Consider the following 17,475-nt stretch of genomic DNA (forward strand, 5'->3'; position numbering starts at 1 on the left):
CCGTTAAGCTGTTCATGCCAGCCCCAATTGAAATTTTAAAAATGGAGGTCAGAATGATGAAAAAGAAACAAGCCAGTACCATACTGGCAATTGTAACCGCTTTATCGGTATTGGCAGGCTGCGGCGGCGGCTCAACAGCAACGGGCAGTCAGAACGGCGAAGCGCCTGCAGGCGGCGAACAAGCGAAGGGTCCGGTATCCATCTCCATCATGGCAAACCTCCACACGCCGGAAGTTCCTTCGGACAAGATTGAAAAAATCATTGAGGAAAAAACGAACACGAACCTGGAGATCCAGTGGGTGCCGGACGGAACGTATGACGAAAAAGTAAATGCTTCTCTGGCGACAGGAACGCTGCCTCAGGTTACCTATCTAAAGAATGCGGCTTCCCTCGTCAATATGCGGGATGCAATCCGGAACGGCCAATTCTGGGAAATCGGACCACTGTTGGACCAATACCCGAATCTCAGCAGGCTGAAACCGGATGTCTTGAAGAATACGGCCGTGGACGGCAAAATATACGCGCTGTACCGCGAGGTTCCGCTCTCCCGGCAGGGCATTATCTACCGCAAGGACTGGGCTGATAAGCTCGGGCTCGGGACACCAACGACGATCGACGAATTTTACAATATGCTGAAGCAGTTCAAAGAGAATGATCCGGACGGCAACGGCAAGGACGATACGATTCCGCTGACGGATCGGAACGACCTCATCTACGGCGCCTTCAAAACGATCAGCTCCTGGTTCGGCACGCCGAACAACTGGGGAGAGAAGGACGGCAAGCTCGCACCTGAATTCATGTTTCCGGAGTATATGGAAACGATGAAATTTTTCAAGAAGCTTCATCAGGAAGGATTGATCAATCAGGACTTCCCGGTGACGAGCAAGACGGACCAGCAGAATCTGCTGATTACCGGCAAGGCCGGGGTATACATCGGTGCGATGGGCGATGTATCCAGCCTGCATCCGAAAGTGGTGGAGGTTAATCCGAATGCCGAGCTGGACGTGCAGAACAAGATCGAGGGCGGTCCTAACGGCTTCGGCATCTGGTCCGTTCCGGGATACGGCTCCGTTATCCTCTTCCCGAAAACCGCGATTAAATCCGAAGAGGAGCTGAAAGACGTGCTTGCATTCATGGATCAGCTGATGAGCACGGAGCTCGGAAATCTCATCTATTGGGGCATAGAGGGCGAGCATCATAAGATCGAAGACGGCAAGGTCATTCCTTCGGAGGACACGAAGCTGACCGACCGTGAAGTCAAGCCTTACCAGGCGATGCAGGTTGGAGGACCGTTAACGGTTGAAGGCTTCCTGGAAGCGAAGCACATCCTCCCGGTCAAGGCGAAATCGGAGGAATTGATCGTTGAGAATAACGATTACTTGATCGAGGATCCGTCAGCTGCGCTGGATTCCAAAACGTTTAATGAGAAGGGCGTGCAGCTGCAGGAGATGATTAAAGACGGAACTTACCAATTCATGCTGGGTGATATTGATGAAGCGGGCTTCCAGGCCGTTATCGATAATTGGCTAAAGAGCGGCGGACAGCAAATTATCGACGAATATAACGCATCGTATGAAGCATCCAAATAACGAAACATGCCACCATCCCGGAAGCAGGGAGACTGCAGATGATGCAGTCTCCCGTTAAACCGGGGACAGAAAGGAAGTCGAAGTCATGAGCGAAACCGCCGTGCAGGCCGGAATGGGCAAAGGCGCCAAGACGAAGCCGGATTCCGGACGAATGAGAAGGATATGGAAGAACCGGGCGATCTATCTCATGATTGTTCCCGGATTTTTATACTTTTTGATCTTCAAGTATATTCCGATGTCGGGATTGATTATCGCATTTCAGGATTATCAGGCCTATCTCGGCGTGATGGACAGCCCGTGGGTCGGGCTCAAGCATTTCGAGCGGCTGTTTACCGAGCCGATGTTCTTTACGATTTTGCGCAATACGTTACTGCTGTTTTTTATGAACCTGCTGTTCTATTTCCCGGTGCCGATCATTCTTGCCCTCATGCTGAATGAAGTGCGGCGCGAGGTGTTTAAACGGTTTATCCAAACCTTGGTCTACATTCCCCATTTCATGTCCTGGGTCATTATCGTATCCATATCGTTCGTTATGCTGTCCATGGACCGCGGGATCATTAACGAGCTGCTGGTCATGGCCGGCTTCGACAAAATTAACTTCTTGATGAGCAGCGATTGGTTCAGGCCGATGTATATCGTCCAGGTGATATGGCGGGAGGCCGGATGGGGGACGATCATCTATCTGGCTGCCATGGCCGCGATCGATCCCGGATTGTACGAGGCTTCCCGGATAGACGGTGCCAGCCGTTTCCGGCAAATGTGGCATATTACGCTCCCTTCGATCCGCAGCGTGATCGTCGTCCTGCTGATCCTGAAAATCGGGGACGTACTGGAGCTTGGGTTCGAACATATCTATCTCCTCCTGAACTCGATGAATCGGGATGTGGCGGAGATATTCGATACGTATGTGTATACGGCCGGTCTTAAGCAGGGACAATTCAGCTTCAGCACGGCGGTCGGATTTTTTAAATCGCTGATCGGCCTGATCCTGGTCATGCTGGCGAATTGGCTGGCCAAAAAGGCCGGAGAAGAAGGAATCTACTAATACGAGAAAGGTTGATCGCTATGGTCCAAGATAAAACGATCTCGAGCCGTATCTTCGATTTCGTCAACTATACGCTGCTGCTGATCATCGGGCTGGTTACGATTTTGCCTTTCCTTCACGTCATCGCCGGTTCGTTCACGACGGTGACGGAGCTGGCGCAGAAGCAGTTCGTCCTTTTTCCAACCGTATGGTCGCTTGATGCCTACAAATATATTTTTTCAACCAATACGGTCTTCAAATCGCTTGGCGTATCCGTGGGCGTCACATTCTTCGGCACGCTGTTCAGCATGCTGCTGACCTGCCTCATGGCTTACGGTTTATCCCGCAAGGATCTGGACGGCCGCAACTTCATCATGTTCATGGTGCTGTTCACGATGCTGTTCAGCGGCGGCATGATTCCGACGTTTCTTGTCGTTAAGGAGATGGGGTTGATCGATTCGTATGCCGCGCTGATCGTCCCGTCCGCCATCAATGCCTTTAACCTGATCATTATGCGGAATTTCTTTCAAAATTTGCCGGAGGGGCTGGAGGAATCCGCGAAGATTGACGGGGCGGGCGATTGGGGGATTCTGGTCCGGATCGTCATTCCATTATCGATGCCGGCCATTGCAACCATCTCGTTGTTTTATGCCGTTACGTATTGGAATACGTATATGCAGGCGATTTTGTATTTAAACGATGCGGCCAAATGGCCGGTGCAGGTCATCCTGCGGCAAATCGTCATCCTGGCCAGCGGCTTGGCCGCGGACACCTCCGGCATGGAGGACATCGTTCGTCCGCCGGAGCAAACGGTGAAGATGGCGGTCATCGTTGTGGCAACGCTGCCGATTTTATGCGTATATCCGTTCCTGCAGAAGCATTTTGCCAAAGGGGCGCTGCTTGGTTCCATCAAGGGATAAGAAGAGGTGTAGAAGCATGACGCATGCAGAAGCAGAATCACGCGGTGAGACGTATGGCCTTAACAGGCCGACTGGTTCGGAGCCGGGCGATGCATCCGGTCAGGGTGCCGTGCTCCAGGACTCTGTACCTCAAGATCCCGTTCACGAGGATGCCGTGCTTCAGGACTCGGATGCCGGGCTTTATGCTCCGATCATCGCGGGCAACTATGCCGACCCGTCGATCATCCGGGTCGGCGATGATTACTACATGACCCATTCATCATATAAGCTGACGCCGGGGCTCATCATCTGGCACTCGCGGGATCTGCGGAATTGGCGCCGCGCCGGTGCGGCCCTCACCCGGTATGCGGGGGATGTATGGGCGCCGGATTTCGTGATGCATAATGATAGATTCTATATCTATTATCCTGCAGGCGGAACCAATTGGGTCGTTACCGCCTCTAACCCGGCCGGGCCTTGGAGCGAGCCGGTAAGCCTCGGGATTCGCGGGATCGATCCCGGACATACGGTGGCACCGGACGGCAAAAGGTATTTGCACATGTCCGGCGGAGCGTTCGCGGCATTGTCGGACGACGGGCTGTCGGTCATCGGCGAGGTCAAGCAAGTGTATGACGGCTGGAGGTATCCGCAGGATTGGGTGGTGGAGGCGTACAGCCTGGAAGGGCCGAAGGTGACCCGCCATAACGGCTATTATTACTTGACGGTGGCGGTTGGCGGAACGGCAGGACCGCCGACCAGCCATATGGCCGTTTCGTCGAGATCGAGAACGCCATGGGGACCATGGGAGCATTCCCCTTATAATCCAATTATCCGCACGTGGTCGAAGGAAGAGCCGTGGTGGTCCAAGGGGCACGCCTCTTTGATTGATACGCCGGACGGTGAATGGTGGATGGTCTATCATGCGTACAGGAACGGCTACCATACGCTGGGCCGCCAGACCCTGCTGGAGCGCGTCGAATGGTCCGCTGACGGCTGGTTTTGGGCGGCTGGCAGGGGCAAAGGCGTCAACTCGCCGCCGCAAGAGGTGCTTCTCGATTCGCTGAACGAGGCGGAGCTCGCACTGCACTGGCAGTGCGAGGGCTGCGCGCCATCGTCCAGATTTCACACCGGACCTAATGGCCTGACGGCAGAAGGAACGGCTGAGGGAGCGGAACGGTCGCCGCTCTTCTTCATGCCGGGACATGAGCGGTATACGGCTCAGGTGGAAATTGCCGTGGAAGGGGATGCCGAGGGCCGGCTGCTGCTACATTACAACGAATCGGCCTATCTGGGCATCGGGATCAGCGCCAAGGGGGTTCGGCATTTCCGGTCGTTCAAGAGCTATGCGGTCATCCCGACCGGAGGAGGACGTGCATTTCTGCGCATCGTCAATGACGAGCATATCGTGTCTTTCTACTTTAGCTCTGATGGTGCGGAATGGTTCCGATACGACAAGACGGTAGAAGTGTCGGGCATGCATCATAATACGCTCGGCGGCTTCCAAAGCCTGCGCATCGGGCTGGATGTCGCCGGGGCCGGCAAGGCAATCTTTCGAAACTTTTCGTATGAAGCAGAAGCATGGACAGCCGGACAATGAGGGGAGGAGGTGGCGGCATGCAGCGGTTACAGGACATTTTAGAGAGCGGGGACGGGCTCTTCGAAGGCTTCTTCGAATGGCTTGAGGGACAATATGATCCCGAGTCGGGCGGCTTCTATTATGCTCGGAGCTCCCGGAACTCGCCCCGGCTCACCCCGGATATCGAATCGACGGCTCAAGCGCTGGGCATTATCGAGCGCTGCGGCCTTGCAGCGGGTCTGACAGAGGAAGTGAAGGGGCGCATGATCCGCTTCTTTCAGTCGAAGCAGGATCCCGTTACGGGCTATTTCTATGATGCGAATCCGGATATGAGACGAGATGAGGTTATGGTGGGACGTGCACTCGGCTACAGCGCCGGTTCCCTCCGGAAGCTCGGGGCAGCCCCGTTATATCCGCTGCCGGGAGCCGGGGGCTCCGAAGAGGCGGCACCGGATTATTGCCGCAGCCCTGCGGCATATCACGATTGGCTGCGCTCAATCAGTCTGGTGAACAGCTGGCGCGGATGCGACAGGCTGTGCAACTCGGCGCCATACCTGCTGCAAATGCCTATGGAGAAGAGGGAGACGTATCTCCAAGTGGCGTTATCCTATTTTGCCGAAATTCAGGATCCGGACACAGGCTTATGGGGCGAAGGCGCCCCCTATGTCCGCATATCCGGTACGTTTAAGCTGCTGACGTTTTATAACCGGTTTGGGATCCCGCTGCCGCGCGTCCCCGAAATTTACCGCTCGCTTCTGCAAATCCTGAGAACCGAGAGGGCGGAGGATATGTGCTATATCCGGAATCCGATCAGTCTTCTGTCATCGATGAACATGGATATTGCTGAGGATGAAATGGTCGAAATCGCGGAAATTACGCTGTGGAATATGGCGAGGCTCAAGCGTGCGGACGGCGGCTTCTCTCGAGAGCTGCATCGCTCGCCGCCGGCGCCGAACGTCGCCCAGGTCAAGCCGGGGGAGAGCTATCCGGACATGCCGCCTCCGGTCCCCCTCGGCCGGGGGGAGGTCGAAGGAGACATGAATGCGGGAACCCAGGCCATCCTGATCCGCTACACGCTCCGGGAGCTAAGCGGGCTTCCTGCCTCAGGGCTTCAGGCCGCGAAATTCAGTCCCCGACTCCGTCAAATTGCCGCGGATGAATAGGACTCTGCAGCAGGGGAGCGCTCGGCGAGACAGCGAAAGAAGACGTCTTTCGAGCGAAGCGGGCGTTACTCTATTCAATCACGGCATTTATCAATTCGGCAATGCCCTTGCCGCGATTCTCGTCAACCTGTATTTGTGGCGGCTCACGAATGATCTATGGGTAAACGGCATGTTTAATCTGATTACGCTCGCTGCCGCCCCGGTAGCTTCCGTATTTATTGGCAAGCTGGCCAAGCTGAAAGATCGGCTGCTGGCATACCGGCTCGGAATCGGCTTGACGGCCTTGTTCTATCTTGGTATTCTGATCGCCGTCGAACGGATGGCGGATTATTATGTCGGGTTTGCCCTTCTGAAAGGCATATCGACTGCGTTTTACTGGCTGGGCCATTTTACGCTGATCAATGATGTAACCGATCATGACAACCGCCACCGCTACCTCGGGGTCAACCTGACCATTACCAACCTGTCCATGCTCGCTGGTCCTGCCGCAGCCGGCGCGCTGGTGGAATGGTCCGGGGGAATGCAGGGGTACACCTACGTGTATTTGCTTGCATTCGCTATGTTTGTCTATGCATCGGTAAACAGCCTTAGAATGAAGAAGCAAGCGACCCATCATAAAGCCTATTACCTCAAATACGCCTTCAGGATGATGCGCAAATATCCGGATTTCGGCCGGTCACTGGCGGGCTGGTTTCTGTTCGGCCTTCCGCAGGGCATTCTTGGCTATATTCCGGCGATTCTGCTGTTTCAAGCCGTTCCTAGAGAATCCTTCGTCAACTATTTGAACGTGGCTTTTCTGGGGGTGACGATGCTGTCCGGTCTGGTGCTCGCCAGATGGGGCAGGGCCGAGTGGAACGATTTATACCTGGCCGCAGCTGCGATCGGGTTCATCGCAGGCGTCATCCCCTTGTTCTTGGGCGTGCAGCTGTGGACGGTCATCTTATTCATGGCGGTGTTCTCGCTCGTAAAGCCGCTGCAAAACAACGCCTATACCTCGCATTATTACAAGCTAAGCGGAGAGCTCCCGCTGAAGGAGCATTTTAAGGTGGAGTCGGTGGTGCTGCGTGAAATATTCACCAACGCCGGACGCGGAACCGGAGTCGCCATATACATGCTGATTCCCGGTTCCCTGACGGACAGCCCGATTGCCTGGATGCTGATGGCTATCGCGCTGCTGCAGCTTCTCATCGGCTGGCTTGCGTCGCCGGTATTTCCAGCGATGCGGATCACCCTATCCGGCCAGCGCAATCGAGATCTGTGACGGGCAAGGCGATGGATGTTGAAGTGTTCGGTTTTCAGAGGGGGATTGGGGGTGCAGCGGCTGCGGGGCAGTGAGGGGATATAAGGGCAGGAGACTGGCAAGAGGAGAGGCCTTAGGAGCGGACGTTCGAGATGGGATCCGATCCGTAAAAATTGGTTTTCTTCATAGGAATTCAGGCTTTCCCCGCCGAAGTAGGTACGATGCTGCATGCAGTGAAATGAGCGGTCCGAAACGGCGAGCGTTCGACAACAGGAAGACGTGATGGCGGATAAATGTTGTGCAGTCTAGTGTTGTTTATGGTGACAAGGCTGCTCATCTCCTCAGCGCATTGAAATTGTATCCATCACGACCCGAAAGGAGGAATGATCCATGGCAGTCATCGGCAGCTGGGAGCAGGCCGAGCCCGGCGTGAAACGGAAAGTGTTTCAGCCCGGGAAGGAGCTGATGATGATGGAGGTTCATTTTGAGAAGGGAGCCGAAGGAGCCCTGCACAGCCATCCGCATGAGCAGATGAGCTATTGTCTGGAAGGACGGATGGAATTTCGCATCGGCGGGGAGTCTTTCATCATCAGTCAGGGAGAGACCATCGTTATTCCAGGCGGCGTCGAGCATGGCGTTATCGCGCTGGAGCCGTCGGCGCTGCTAGACACGTTCACCCCGCTGCGAACCGATCTTCTCGGGAAATCAACAGCTCCTCGGGTGTGAAGTCGGTCCAAGCATTGCATGCATGCAGTTAAACGATTTGCATAACAAACATGGAAGGCTGAAAGGGGACATCCATCATGAAGCTGTGGGAAGAGGAAACACCGGGTTACGAGTCGGCAGAGGAACGGTTTGAACCTTATATGAAGCCATACTTGCTGGAAAGGAATAATCCTGGAGGAGCCGTGATTGTCCTGCCGGGCGGAGGCTATCAGGGACGGGCCGATCATGAAGGGGAGCCTGTCGCTTTGTGGCTGAATTCGATCGGCTTATCCGCTTTTGTCGTTCAATACCGGGTTGCTCCATACCGGCATCCATATCCGCTGCTCGATGCACAGCGGGCGATCCGGCTGGTGAGGCACCATGCCCAGGAGTGGAGCATCGACCCGGAACGGATTGGAATTTTGGGGTTTTCTGCCGGAGGGCATCTGGCGGCTTGGGCGAGCAATGACCACGATTCCGGAGATCCGGAGGCCCTGGATCCCGTTGAGCGGCAGAGCAGCCGTCCAAATGCGTCCATCCTGTGCTACCCGGTTATTTCGTTTAACGAGTTTAGCCATGAGGGCTCCGTACATAACCTGCTGGGCGAGCATCCGTCCGAAGCGATGAGACGAACCCTGTCCATGCAGCACGCAGTGAAGCCGGGAACACCCCCTGCATTTCTGTGGCATACGTCGGATGACGGTGCGGTCCCGGTGGAGAACAGCCTGTTGTATGCCGGGGCCCTAAGCAAGCATCAAATTCCGTTTGAGCTGCACGTTTTCCCTCACGGTCGCCATGGCCTCGGATTAGCCGAGGAGGAGCCGGATGCTTCGCGCTGGACGGAGCTGTGCGAGGGTTGGCTGCGCAGCATCGGATTCATGGCGCAAGCGGCTGTTACGGGAAGGTAAGGCGGCTAAAGGCTTATTTGCTAGGCTTGTCTTCTTAGCCAGAGGCCGGACTTTTATCCAACAAAAAGCTCACCCGATTGCTTGGCTCGGGTGAGCTTTTGAATGTATGCCCAGCATGGGCGTCATCTTTTGGGGGAATGTCCCGAGCGGGGGCTGGCGAGCGCCCGCCATTACCGTTAGCCAAGGGCAAGGGTGTCCATCGCGAGGTGGTGCGGCCCCGTATGTACATATGGTGTGAGAGGACGGGGGGGAGCCAACCCTCTTACTCGATTCTTCAATAAGGAAGAGCAATTCATAACTCAGATGCCGGACTGTAATTGAGAATGGTTATCACCCCGACTATAATAGGATAAAACATTGTTACCGTCAGAAGGGGGGCCCTCAGCATGGAAGAAACGCAATATTCGCTGTTTGGAGTACGCTATATTAAGCTTGGTCATACCGAAGAAGCTGCCGGCGGATTCATGGAAGCACATACCATGCTATTGGTAAGTAAAGGTTCCGGTGATTTGTATTTGAATGGAGTCAGGCATCGATTGAAAGCGAAGGCGATCTGTTATTGTCCGCCGGGGACGATTGCCGACATACGCCGGACGCCAAACTCGTCGGTTCCGCTCGAGCTTTATGAATTGCAATACGATGTATGGGAGTCCAAGGAGCAGACAACAAGCCGTATCATATACAGTAAGCGAATCTCTGCACTGATGGACACCGGTAAGCTTCCCGTCGCCGCTACTCACGAGGCTCTTGTCCTTGCTCAAGAACTATACCAATTCAAGCAAAGTCCCGGACTCAGCGGGAGACTAGCTGCCAACCTTCGCAAAGATGCGGTATTTAAACAACTGATGGGCACACTGCTGCAGTCAACCGACGATGAGGAGCGCGAGCAGGATTGGCTGGAGCGCATGAAACTTGCGGTGGATTATGTGGAGAAACATTTCGCCGAGATGATTACGCGTAACGACATGGCAAAGAGGGTAGGACTAACGCCGGAACACTTCTCCGTATCGTTCAAAAGAGCAACAGGATCCGGTTTCACGGAGTACCTGACACGGCTCCGCCTGGAGAAAGCCAGGGAGGAATTACTTAACGGCGAAGATCGTAATCTCGATCGAATCGCGAGGGAAATCGGCTATCAGGACGGCTTATATTTAAGCCGGAAATTCAAGCAATATTTCGGTTACTCTCCTCGCGATTATATTCAGCGTCCGAAACGTATCGTGGCCCTGCAATATGTGGGCCATTTGCTGGCGCTTGGACTTACGCCCGCAGGAACTTCGACCAATCTGCTGCGTGCCCGCCCCTATGCCGGAAGGCTGGGGGATGTAGCTGACGTCGGAGATGCTCGATCGCTCCAGAGGATATCATCGTTGCAGCCCGATCTGATCGTCACATCCGGACCGAACAGCGAGCCCTTATCACAGCTGGCTCCAACTATTTTACTTCCTTGGGGGCGGGAAGATACCTTGGACGAACTGCTTCGATTAGGCAGAGCACTCAATCGCGAACGCGAAGCGAAGAGCTGGATTGATGGATTTAGAGAGAAGGAAGAACTAGCTGCTGCTCAGGTAGCCAAAATGATCGGTTCACATGTTACGGCAGCCGTGTTTGAGTTTTGGGCGGATCGGATATGGGCGGTTAATATGGCGTACGGCAGAGGACTGCGCAATTTATACCGGACGTTTTCGTTTCGGCCACCGGGGCCGCTCGCAGAACATGTATTAGGTGAGGGGGTCGGCTTGGAGCTAACGCCGGACATGCTGGCAGCGTATGCCGCCGATTATATGTTCGTAACCATCTGGGAGAGTGGAGGCGGTACAGGCTATGCGGAACGAGTCATGAACAGCAAAGAATGGAGAAGATTGCCTGCCGTTCGAAACGGGAGGGTGTTCTTTCTCGATTTGGAGCTGTTTAAATATAATGATCCGCTTGCTTTGGAGCAGCAATTGACAATACTCACGGAACTTCTAACAAATGTCCATAGAACCGCTTACGGAACGCAATAGACTCGTGCAATCCTTGCCTTTATCATGATAATAATGATAATCATTATCAATAAGGTGGAGGGTTTAAAGATGCGGTTGCTTAAAGGATTGATGTTGTCTCTGGTCGGAAGTATGGTCATTGTGCTGGGAGCCTGCGGAAGCACGCAGCAGCAAAGCGAAATTGTCGAAGCCAATGGCGACCCTCAAGCAGCGGAAACACGTAAATATGAAACGGTCATGGGCGAGATCGAGATTCCGAAGGATCCGAAGCGAATTGTCGCGACGCAATATCTCGGCCATCTGCTAACCTTGGGAGTTAAGCCTGTAGGCGCAGGTACGGCCAGCCTGAATCAGTATTTTTTGCAGGATCTGACCGACGGAATCGAGGATATCGGTGACGATAAAGCGGCACTTGAGAAAATCGTATCCCTTGATCCCGATCTCATCATTAGACCTTCCGATAAAAACTATGAGGAGTTCGCTAAAATCGCACCAACGATTGTAATTCCCTGGGGAGCTAAAGATATATATGCCGAGCTGCGTGAATTCGGAGAAATCCTCGGGAAATCGGAGGAAGCGGAGGAAGCCATTCGGCGTTATGAGGAGAAGCTTGAAGAGGCTAGGGCGAAGCTTACCGGCGTTGTGAAGGAAGGAGAAACGGTTGGCGTCTATGAGATTTGGGCGAAAAATTTTTGGGTCGTAGGTGAGAGCTTTGGGCGAGGTACCCGCAACCTCTATTCGGGGCTTGGCTATCAGCCGCCGGAAGCCGTGAAAGAGCATATCGTCAACGGAGGAGCCGGCCGGGACATTTCCCTGGAAGCACTGCCGGAAATGGCCGCGGATTATATGTTCGTGACGGTTTACGATGCGGACGGAGGAGGAGAACGTGCCAAGGAGATTATGGAGAGTGCCATTTGGAAGTCACTTCCGGCTTACAAAAACAATCGCATTTTTACATTGGATATCAATCAGTTCTCGGCAGGCGATCTCATCTCGCTGGAGAAGCAATTGGAGATTCAGACGAATCTGCTGCTTGGCAATGGGAAGTAATGCATAGCGGCAAAGTGTCAATTGGATATTCATGGGACTATCGGAAATGTCCCGAAACATGAAGAACGCCCTTCCGACTTCCTGCTTGGAAGCGAAAGGGCTGAAAAGCTTGCTTTCTCTTTAGTTGGAGGTTAGTTAACCTTATGCAACCGACGTATGCGGATCCCCATGATAGGCAGTGAGGATGGGGGTGCCGTCTCCTCCTATTTGATCATAAGGAGACGGCGGCCATTTGCCTGCTGCCTGCGGCTACGGCCTCCATGCTCGGTCGGCTTGGACTAGCCGGCCTTCCGATTATGAGCGTCCTCGAATCTCTTGACGGAGGAAGAGGACGTAGGACAGGGCGAAGCAGATCAAGGTAAGCGCCGTGAGCCCCGTAATTTGCGGCCATACGAGCAGCAAGCTTTGCCCGAATGGCAAGGGGCTCGCGATGGCTCCGATCACCTGCTCGTTCGTCAGCGGTCCGAGATTTCGGACCGACGGGACAAGCAGCGTGGTGGTCGCTTCATTGAATAGGGTGTAAGGCGAGATGCGGTTCAGCCACATCATCAGATTTTGGTAGTTGAGCACGTCCTGAACCGTGGTCGTAGGGGCGCTCGGCGCGATTCCCTTTGCGATCAGCTGCAGGATCATATCGTAGAAAAAGCTGAAGAACAGCCATACCGCAATACAGGACAGCGCCGATGTCGCCGGCTGGCGGAAGCGGACCGAGAACATAATGGACAGGTTCAGCCAGAAGCCGACATAGAAGATCGTCACAAGCAAAAAGCTGATGATTCGCAGAAATTCCTCGAAGGTCGGCGGAATGCCGATGATCAGGGTTCCCAGCGCCATGGTCAGGAACCCGAGGGTCAGGAACATGATGCTGATGACGATCAGGGATGCGACGAATTTAGCGTTCAGCAGGTCGTCACGGTGAATCGGCTGAGCCATGATCCGGCTGAGCGTGCCTTTGTTCCGCTCGCTGTTTACCGCATCAAAGCCCATGCCGATTCCGAGCAGCGGCCCAAGAAACCCGACAAAGCCGATGAACGTCGGCAGGGTTCCGTCGGAGATGGTAAACAGCTTCAGCAGGACGAATTCCTGCACGCCGTCCTCCGAACCGAGGGCATCCCGGATGCTGTTCAACGCCGTATATAGAGAGGCTACGCAGGTAAGAGCAATAATGCCCAGAAGCAGAATAAAGCGCCAGCTTCGGATATGGTCGGATACCTCCTTGCGTACAAGGACGCCGAAGGCACCGGGTATGGAGCGGGATCTGCGTCCGCCGTGCGCCGCGCCTTCGCCGGAGGCGCGCACCGGCTTTCTCAGCATGTCTCGGCGGCTATGAAGCCATGCCTTCGCTTTGCTGGCGTAGCCGTTCAGTTTAGCCGCTGCGTTTGGCGTCGTCTCCTTTGCCATGAGGCTCACCTCCTGCAAAATAACGATGGTAAATTTCATCAAGACCGTATTCCTGGCGGTGCAAAGCAAACAGGCGCGCACCGGAACCGACTATGGCGCCCGCAATGTCGGGACTGCAGTCAGAATCGCACCGGATCTGCAGCCTGCAGCGGCCATCCGCGGACAGGGCGCCCTGTTGACCCGCAGCCCCTTGTCCTACAGTCTCGATTTCCAGGCGATGCACGCCATCAATCCCGCGGATGCTCTCCTCCAGGGCAGGCGATAGACCTTCGATGTCCGCTGTAATCAGCAGCGGATCGTCGGCGAACAGCGTCCTCGACAGGCTGGGGACATCGCCTTCGGCGAGCAGCCGTCCCCGGACGAACAGGCCGACTCTGTCGCAAATCTGCTGAACCTGATGGAGCTGATGCGAGGACAGGAGCACCGTCAGATTCTGCTCACGGCTTAGCTTGCGAATCAGGCTGAGCAGCTCCTCCATCCCGGTCGGGTCGATGCCCAAGGTCGGCTCGTCAAGAATGATGATTTCCGGGGACTTGACGAGCACATCGGCAAGCCCCAGGCGCTGGCGCATGCCTCGGGAATAAGCGCCAGTCTTCTTATGGGCGGCGTTATCCAGCCCGACCTGCTCCAGCAGCAGCTTTGCCCTCTCGCGCGCGGCATCCTCCGGGATGCCGTTCAGCCTGGCGGTAAGCATCAAGTTCTCCAGTCCCGTGCGGTCCTCATAGAAACCGACGTCATCAGGGAGGTAGCCGACCCGCTGCTTAACCGGAATCGGCTCTCGGGTCGGATTCATGCCGAGCACGTTAATCGTTCCGGAATCGGGCTCGCTCAGTCCGAGCAGCATCAAGATCGTGGTCGACTTCCCTGCCCCGTTCGGACCGAGCAGGCCGAAGATTTCGCCGCGCGATATTCGCAGGGAGAGGCGGTCGACGGCTTTCGCCTTGCCGTAGCTCTTCGTCAGCTCGTGAATGTCTATGACCGTTTCCGTCACGGTTATCTCCTCCCGTATTTGCGAATCAGATAGTAGATGCCGCCAATAATGGCCAAGATGATCAGGACGCCGATCCAGCCCCACAGCATGGAGCCTTTCACCGAAACGCGGAATTGGGCATCCGAGCTGGCCTCAGCCGCGGAAGCCTTCATGTTGGTTACATAATCGCCGGCGATCGCTTTATCGCTTGCGGTCAGCTTCGCCTCCACGGTCGTGGACTGGCCGGCCGGCAGGTTCTCGATCGTCTTCGGATTGAAGGTCACCTCCCAATCCACCGGTGCTTCGGAGCTCAAATTGATGTCCGACAGATCGGCGGTTCCCGTATTCTTTACCTGCAGCTCGACCGTCTTGCTGCCACCGGCGCTCACGCTCGTGCTCAGGAGGCCGGTCGGCGTCGTCAGCTCAAGCCCATAGGAACCGGTAATGACGGCTTCCAGCGTCAACTCGGACGAGGTGGATTGGTTGGAGGCCCGGATCGGAATCTTGAAGGTTCCTTCCGTAACCTCAGCCGGCGGTTTGACATCAACCGTGATCGATTGGTTCGCGCCCGGTTCGATCTCTACGGAAGACACCTGGTTCCCCCCTGAGGTGAATTTAACGTCCCAGCCTGCCTGGGCATCGGCTTGCAGCGCGTAATTTTGTTTACTGGCCGTACGGTTCTGCAGATTCACTGTGTAGGTGAAGGTGGAATCGGCATGGCCTTCCAAATTCGCCTGGTCGGTGGTCAGCTCCGTCTGATACGTTCCCTGCTCTGTAATATCGACGGTGAGCGGAAGGCTGCCCATGGAGCCGGCCGATAACTGGAAGCTGTAGGAGCCCTTGTTCACCTTGAGCGGAACGGTCACCTCAAGCGTTACGGATTCAGCTTCTCCCGGCTTGACCGATACCTCCTTCAGCTGCCATCCACCCCCGCTCAGCTTGGCTGTCCAGCCGTCGGGAAGGTTGTTTAATTGAAGCGGCGCCGTAACAACGCCGCCGGTATTGTTCTTGACCTCAACCGGATAATTTATCGTCTCTCCCGGCGGAGCGGATATGGAGGTATAGGGTGTATACAGCGTAACTTCCCCGGCTGCAAACACCGGCCTGCCTCCCGTCAGCAAGCTTGCGCCCAGCATAATGAGGAGCAGCAAGCTCAACGATTTTATTGACTTTCCAGCGATTCTCATGACAAAACCCCTCCTAGTGATTTCATTCATCCTTAGTACGAAGTAAAGGCGGGGATTGGATTTACGCGGAAGCTTAAAAACACATAAAAAATTCATTAAAGGAAGCTTAAAAAGCGAATGCTCCGTTCAAAACCGAAATCCGCTTTGCTACAATAATGAATCGAAAATAGCTGTCATAGCGCGTTTATGGTCAGCTTCGGGTTCCTTCATGGACAATCGCCTGGTTCGGGCGAAGACGATAAAGTCATGTTAGGGGGAGAAGATGGTGGGCGAGCATCCTGCGGAATGGCTTGCAGAGATTGCGGACGGATCGGCTGCGGCATTCGGGCGGTTCTATGACAACTACGCCCAGATGGTATATCGGCTTGCGCTGACGATGACCAAGGATCCGGCCGATGCGGAGGATTTATGTCAGGATATCTTTATGGAAGTGCTGCATAAGGCGGATCAGTACGATCCCGACCGGGGGAGCGTGGAGGCATGGCTTGCCGTACGAACGCGCAGCCGGGCGATGGACCGGCTCCGCCGCAAGCAGCGCATGACGGTGTGTGATTGGAATGAGGAGGAGCTGCCGGAGCCAATTCTGTTCAGCGAACGGGAATCCGTCGAGATGGCCGCTCTGCGCCGCGTGGAGCTGGATCAAGTGAAGGAGGCGCTGCGGGCCATTCCGCCGCTCCAGCGCATGGCCGTATATGGCAGCTACGTCGAACAGCTGTCCCACAGAGAAATGGCAGAAATGATGAAGCGCCCTGTCGGGACGATCAAATCGCTGATCCGCTACGGAATTCACAACGTGAGGCGGCGCCTTGACGCCGCCGATCCGAAGGAAGGGGGAGAGCCGAAGCATGATGCATACAAAGCATAGTCATCACGAAGATGATGCTGTCGTAAGCTGTCCGTTGTACTCGGAGGAGAAGCTGGCCGATTACGCGATGAATCGGCTGTCTGAAGCGGACCGCTCTGCAGTGGAACGCCATTTGCGGCATTGCGAAGCCTGCGCCCGGACGGCCGCCGAGTGGCAGGTGATTTTAGGCGAAGCCGGCGGCTTCGGCAACTGTTCGGTTCAGGAAGTCAGCGAGAGGGAGATCCCCGGCGGTTTCGATGCGGAGCCTGCATTCAGCACCGGGAAGGCATCCGATCGGACCGAGCCCAAGCCCGAGCCTTCCCAGCGGCTGCGAAAGAGACTTATGCGCGCGGCTTATGCGCGATCCCTGCGCAAACGTGCAGCCGCCAATCGCCGTTATGCGCTGCAGGCGATCGCAGGGGCGGCCCTCCTCGCCCTGTTCGTCGGGCTGTTTGCCTCGAAGGGGGCCGCGGGCAAGGAAGAAACCTTTGATCATGCGGTGAATCAGCGGATCGCGCATATGCAGAGCGCCGATACCGAACGGTATGCCATCCAGCCGGTGGAGCCTTTCTATGGCAGCGGATCGGTCTGGTTAAAGCGGGGATCCGGGGAAATGCTGATTGTCGTTAACGGATTGTACTCTTTGAAGGAGAAGGATTACCAGGTATGGCTGCAGGATGAGGATCAGCTGTCGAGCGCAGGCTTTATGCTCGTTCAAGGGACGCAGGGCCGAAGCTATTATTACGGCTTTGGCGCTAAAAAAGCCAAGCGGATCGTCGTCAGCATGGAACCTAAAGGAGGAAGCTTGCGCCCGACCGGCCCCGAGGCTGTGCTTGTCGATTTCGAGCAGGAATAACGCGAGCGCAAATCCGCAGCTGCGGGAGACGGCCGACCGGCGAAACAGCGGATTGCCGTTAGCAATCAACCGTATCGC

Annotated in this window: 15 protein-coding genes; 12 read left to right on the forward strand and 3 right to left on the reverse strand. The window is 55.4% G+C overall.

The genetic code is table 11. The features are described from left to right. Positions 1 to 56: 56 nt before the first annotated feature. The 10 genes from NST08_RS08380 (at position 57) to NST08_RS08425 (ending at position 12,139) form a co-directional block, all read left to right on the forward strand. Entirely contained in the window at positions 57 to 1,589 is a 1,533-nt protein-coding gene (locus tag NST08_RS08380; protein WP_341342620.1) for an extracellular solute-binding protein, read from the forward strand. A gap of 85 nt (positions 1,590 to 1,674) precedes the next feature. Further along, complete coding sequence (locus tag NST08_RS08385; protein WP_007129323.1) at positions 1,675 to 2,634, forward strand: ABC transporter permease; 960 nt, start codon at positions 1,675 to 1,677, stop codon at positions 2,632 to 2,634. A gap of 20 nt (positions 2,635 to 2,654) precedes the next feature. Further along, positions 2,655 to 3,533 (forward strand): carbohydrate ABC transporter permease, encoded by an 879-nt coding sequence (locus NST08_RS08390; RefSeq protein ID WP_341034035.1) that lies wholly within the window; start codon positions 2,655 to 2,657, stop codon positions 3,531 to 3,533. Positions 3,534 to 3,549: 16 nt separating this feature from the next. Continuing rightward, positions 3,550 to 5,109: a family 43 glycosylhydrolase gene (locus NST08_RS08395; RefSeq protein WP_245256101.1), complete on the forward strand. Its 1,560-nt coding sequence runs from the start codon at positions 3,550 to 3,552 to the stop codon at positions 5,107 to 5,109. A 17-nt stretch (positions 5,110 to 5,126) separates the two neighbouring features. Beyond that, the gene (locus NST08_RS08400) at positions 5,127 to 6,251 is read left to right on the forward strand and encodes a hypothetical protein (RefSeq protein ID WP_007129326.1); all 1,125 of its coding nucleotides are present in this window, start codon (positions 5,127 to 5,129) and stop codon (positions 6,249 to 6,251) included. Further along, entirely contained in the window at positions 6,244 to 7,512 is a 1,269-nt protein-coding gene (locus NST08_RS08405; protein WP_341341682.1) for an MFS transporter, read from the forward strand. Before NST08_RS08400 ends, NST08_RS08405 begins: the two co-directional genes overlap by 8 nt. Positions 7,513 to 7,881: 369 nt before the next feature. Further along, the gene (locus tag NST08_RS08410) at positions 7,882 to 8,217 is read left to right on the forward strand and encodes a cupin domain-containing protein (RefSeq protein ID WP_210095232.1); all 336 of its coding nucleotides are present in this window, start codon (positions 7,882 to 7,884) and stop codon (positions 8,215 to 8,217) included. 77 nt (positions 8,218 to 8,294) lie between these two features. Next, positions 8,295 to 9,104 (forward strand): alpha/beta hydrolase, encoded by an 810-nt coding sequence (locus NST08_RS08415; RefSeq protein ID WP_210095233.1) that lies wholly within the window; start codon positions 8,295 to 8,297, stop codon positions 9,102 to 9,104. A 386-nt stretch (positions 9,105 to 9,490) separates the two neighbouring features. Further along, entirely contained in the window at positions 9,491 to 11,110 is a 1,620-nt protein-coding gene (locus NST08_RS08420; protein ID WP_210095234.1) for a helix-turn-helix domain-containing protein, read from the forward strand. A gap of 69 nt (positions 11,111 to 11,179) precedes the next feature. Next, the gene (locus NST08_RS08425; RefSeq protein ID WP_210095235.1) at positions 11,180 to 12,139 is read left to right on the forward strand and encodes an ABC transporter substrate-binding protein; all 960 of its coding nucleotides are present in this window, start codon (positions 11,180 to 11,182) and stop codon (positions 12,137 to 12,139) included. Between the two features lie 294 nt (positions 12,140 to 12,433). Here the strand turns inward: NST08_RS08425 and NST08_RS08430 are convergent, their stop codons facing one another. From NST08_RS08430 to NST08_RS08440, 3 genes are read right to left on the reverse strand one after another with little or no spacing between them, the layout of a single operon-like run. Further along, complete coding sequence (locus NST08_RS08430; RefSeq protein ID WP_007129332.1) at positions 12,434 to 13,540, reverse strand: ABC transporter permease; 1,107 nt, start codon at positions 13,538 to 13,540, stop codon at positions 12,434 to 12,436. After that, positions 13,506 to 14,531: an ABC transporter ATP-binding protein gene (locus tag NST08_RS08435; protein ID WP_007129333.1), complete on the reverse strand. Its 1,026-nt coding sequence runs from the start codon at positions 14,529 to 14,531 to the stop codon at positions 13,506 to 13,508. Before NST08_RS08435 ends, NST08_RS08430 begins: the two co-directional genes overlap by 35 nt. Positions 14,532 to 14,533: 2 nt before the next feature. Continuing rightward, positions 14,534 to 15,697, reverse strand: coding sequence for a COG1470 family protein (locus NST08_RS08440; protein WP_007129334.1), 1,164 nt, complete (start codon positions 15,695 to 15,697; stop codon positions 14,534 to 14,536). Positions 15,698 to 15,959: 262 nt separating this feature from the next. Here NST08_RS08440 and NST08_RS08445 point away from each other — a divergent pair, with 262 nt between their 5' ends. Both NST08_RS08445 and NST08_RS08450 read left to right on the forward strand, forming a co-directional pair. After that, entirely contained in the window at positions 15,960 to 16,562 is a 603-nt protein-coding gene (locus NST08_RS08445) for a sigma-70 family RNA polymerase sigma factor (protein ID WP_007129335.1), read from the forward strand. Continuing rightward, a complete protein-coding gene (locus tag NST08_RS08450; protein ID WP_341341683.1) occupies positions 16,543 to 17,397 on the forward strand; it encodes an anti-sigma factor in 855 nt (284 codons plus the stop codon). The genes NST08_RS08445 and NST08_RS08450 overlap by 20 nt, the downstream gene beginning before the upstream one ends. Positions 17,398 to 17,475: the final 78 nt, after the last annotated feature.

The organism is Paenibacillus sp. FSL K6-1566, assembly GCF_038050475.1.
GTDB classification, from domain to species: domain Bacteria; phylum Bacillota; class Bacilli; order Paenibacillales; family Paenibacillaceae; genus Paenibacillus_AQ; species Paenibacillus_AQ lactis.

Coding starts and splice junctions, on each gene's coding strand:
- NST08_RS08420 (WP_210095234.1), top strand. CDS start 9,491: ATGGAAGAAACGCAATATTCGCTGTTTGGAGTACGCTATATTAAGCTT.
- NST08_RS08405 (WP_341341682.1), top strand. CDS start 6,244: ATGAATAGGACTCTGCAGCAGGGGAGCGCTCGGCGAGACAGCGAAAGA.
- NST08_RS08430 (WP_007129332.1), bottom strand. CDS start 13,540: ATGGCAAAGGAGACGACGCCAAACGCAGCGGCTAAACTGAACGGCTAC.
- NST08_RS08395 (WP_245256101.1), top strand. CDS start 3,550: ATGACGCATGCAGAAGCAGAATCACGCGGTGAGACGTATGGCCTTAAC.
- NST08_RS08425 (WP_210095235.1), top strand. CDS start 11,180: ATGCGGTTGCTTAAAGGATTGATGTTGTCTCTGGTCGGAAGTATGGTC.
- NST08_RS08440 (WP_007129334.1), bottom strand. CDS start 15,697: ATGAGAATCGCTGGAAAGTCAATAAAATCGTTGAGCTTGCTGCTCCTC.
- NST08_RS08450 (WP_341341683.1), top strand. CDS start 16,543: ATGATGCATACAAAGCATAGTCATCACGAAGATGATGCTGTCGTAAGC.
- NST08_RS08415 (WP_210095233.1), top strand. CDS start 8,295: ATGAAGCTGTGGGAAGAGGAAACACCGGGTTACGAGTCGGCAGAGGAA.
- NST08_RS08445 (WP_007129335.1), top strand. CDS start 15,960: ATGGTGGGCGAGCATCCTGCGGAATGGCTTGCAGAGATTGCGGACGGA.
- NST08_RS08400 (WP_007129326.1), top strand. CDS start 5,127: ATGCAGCGGTTACAGGACATTTTAGAGAGCGGGGACGGGCTCTTCGAA.
- NST08_RS08410 (WP_210095232.1), top strand. CDS start 7,882: ATGGCAGTCATCGGCAGCTGGGAGCAGGCCGAGCCCGGCGTGAAACGG.
- NST08_RS08385 (WP_007129323.1), top strand. CDS start 1,675: ATGAGCGAAACCGCCGTGCAGGCCGGAATGGGCAAAGGCGCCAAGACG.
- NST08_RS08390 (WP_341034035.1), top strand. CDS start 2,655: ATGGTCCAAGATAAAACGATCTCGAGCCGTATCTTCGATTTCGTCAAC.
- NST08_RS08380 (WP_341342620.1), top strand. CDS start 57: ATGAAAAAGAAACAAGCCAGTACCATACTGGCAATTGTAACCGCTTTA.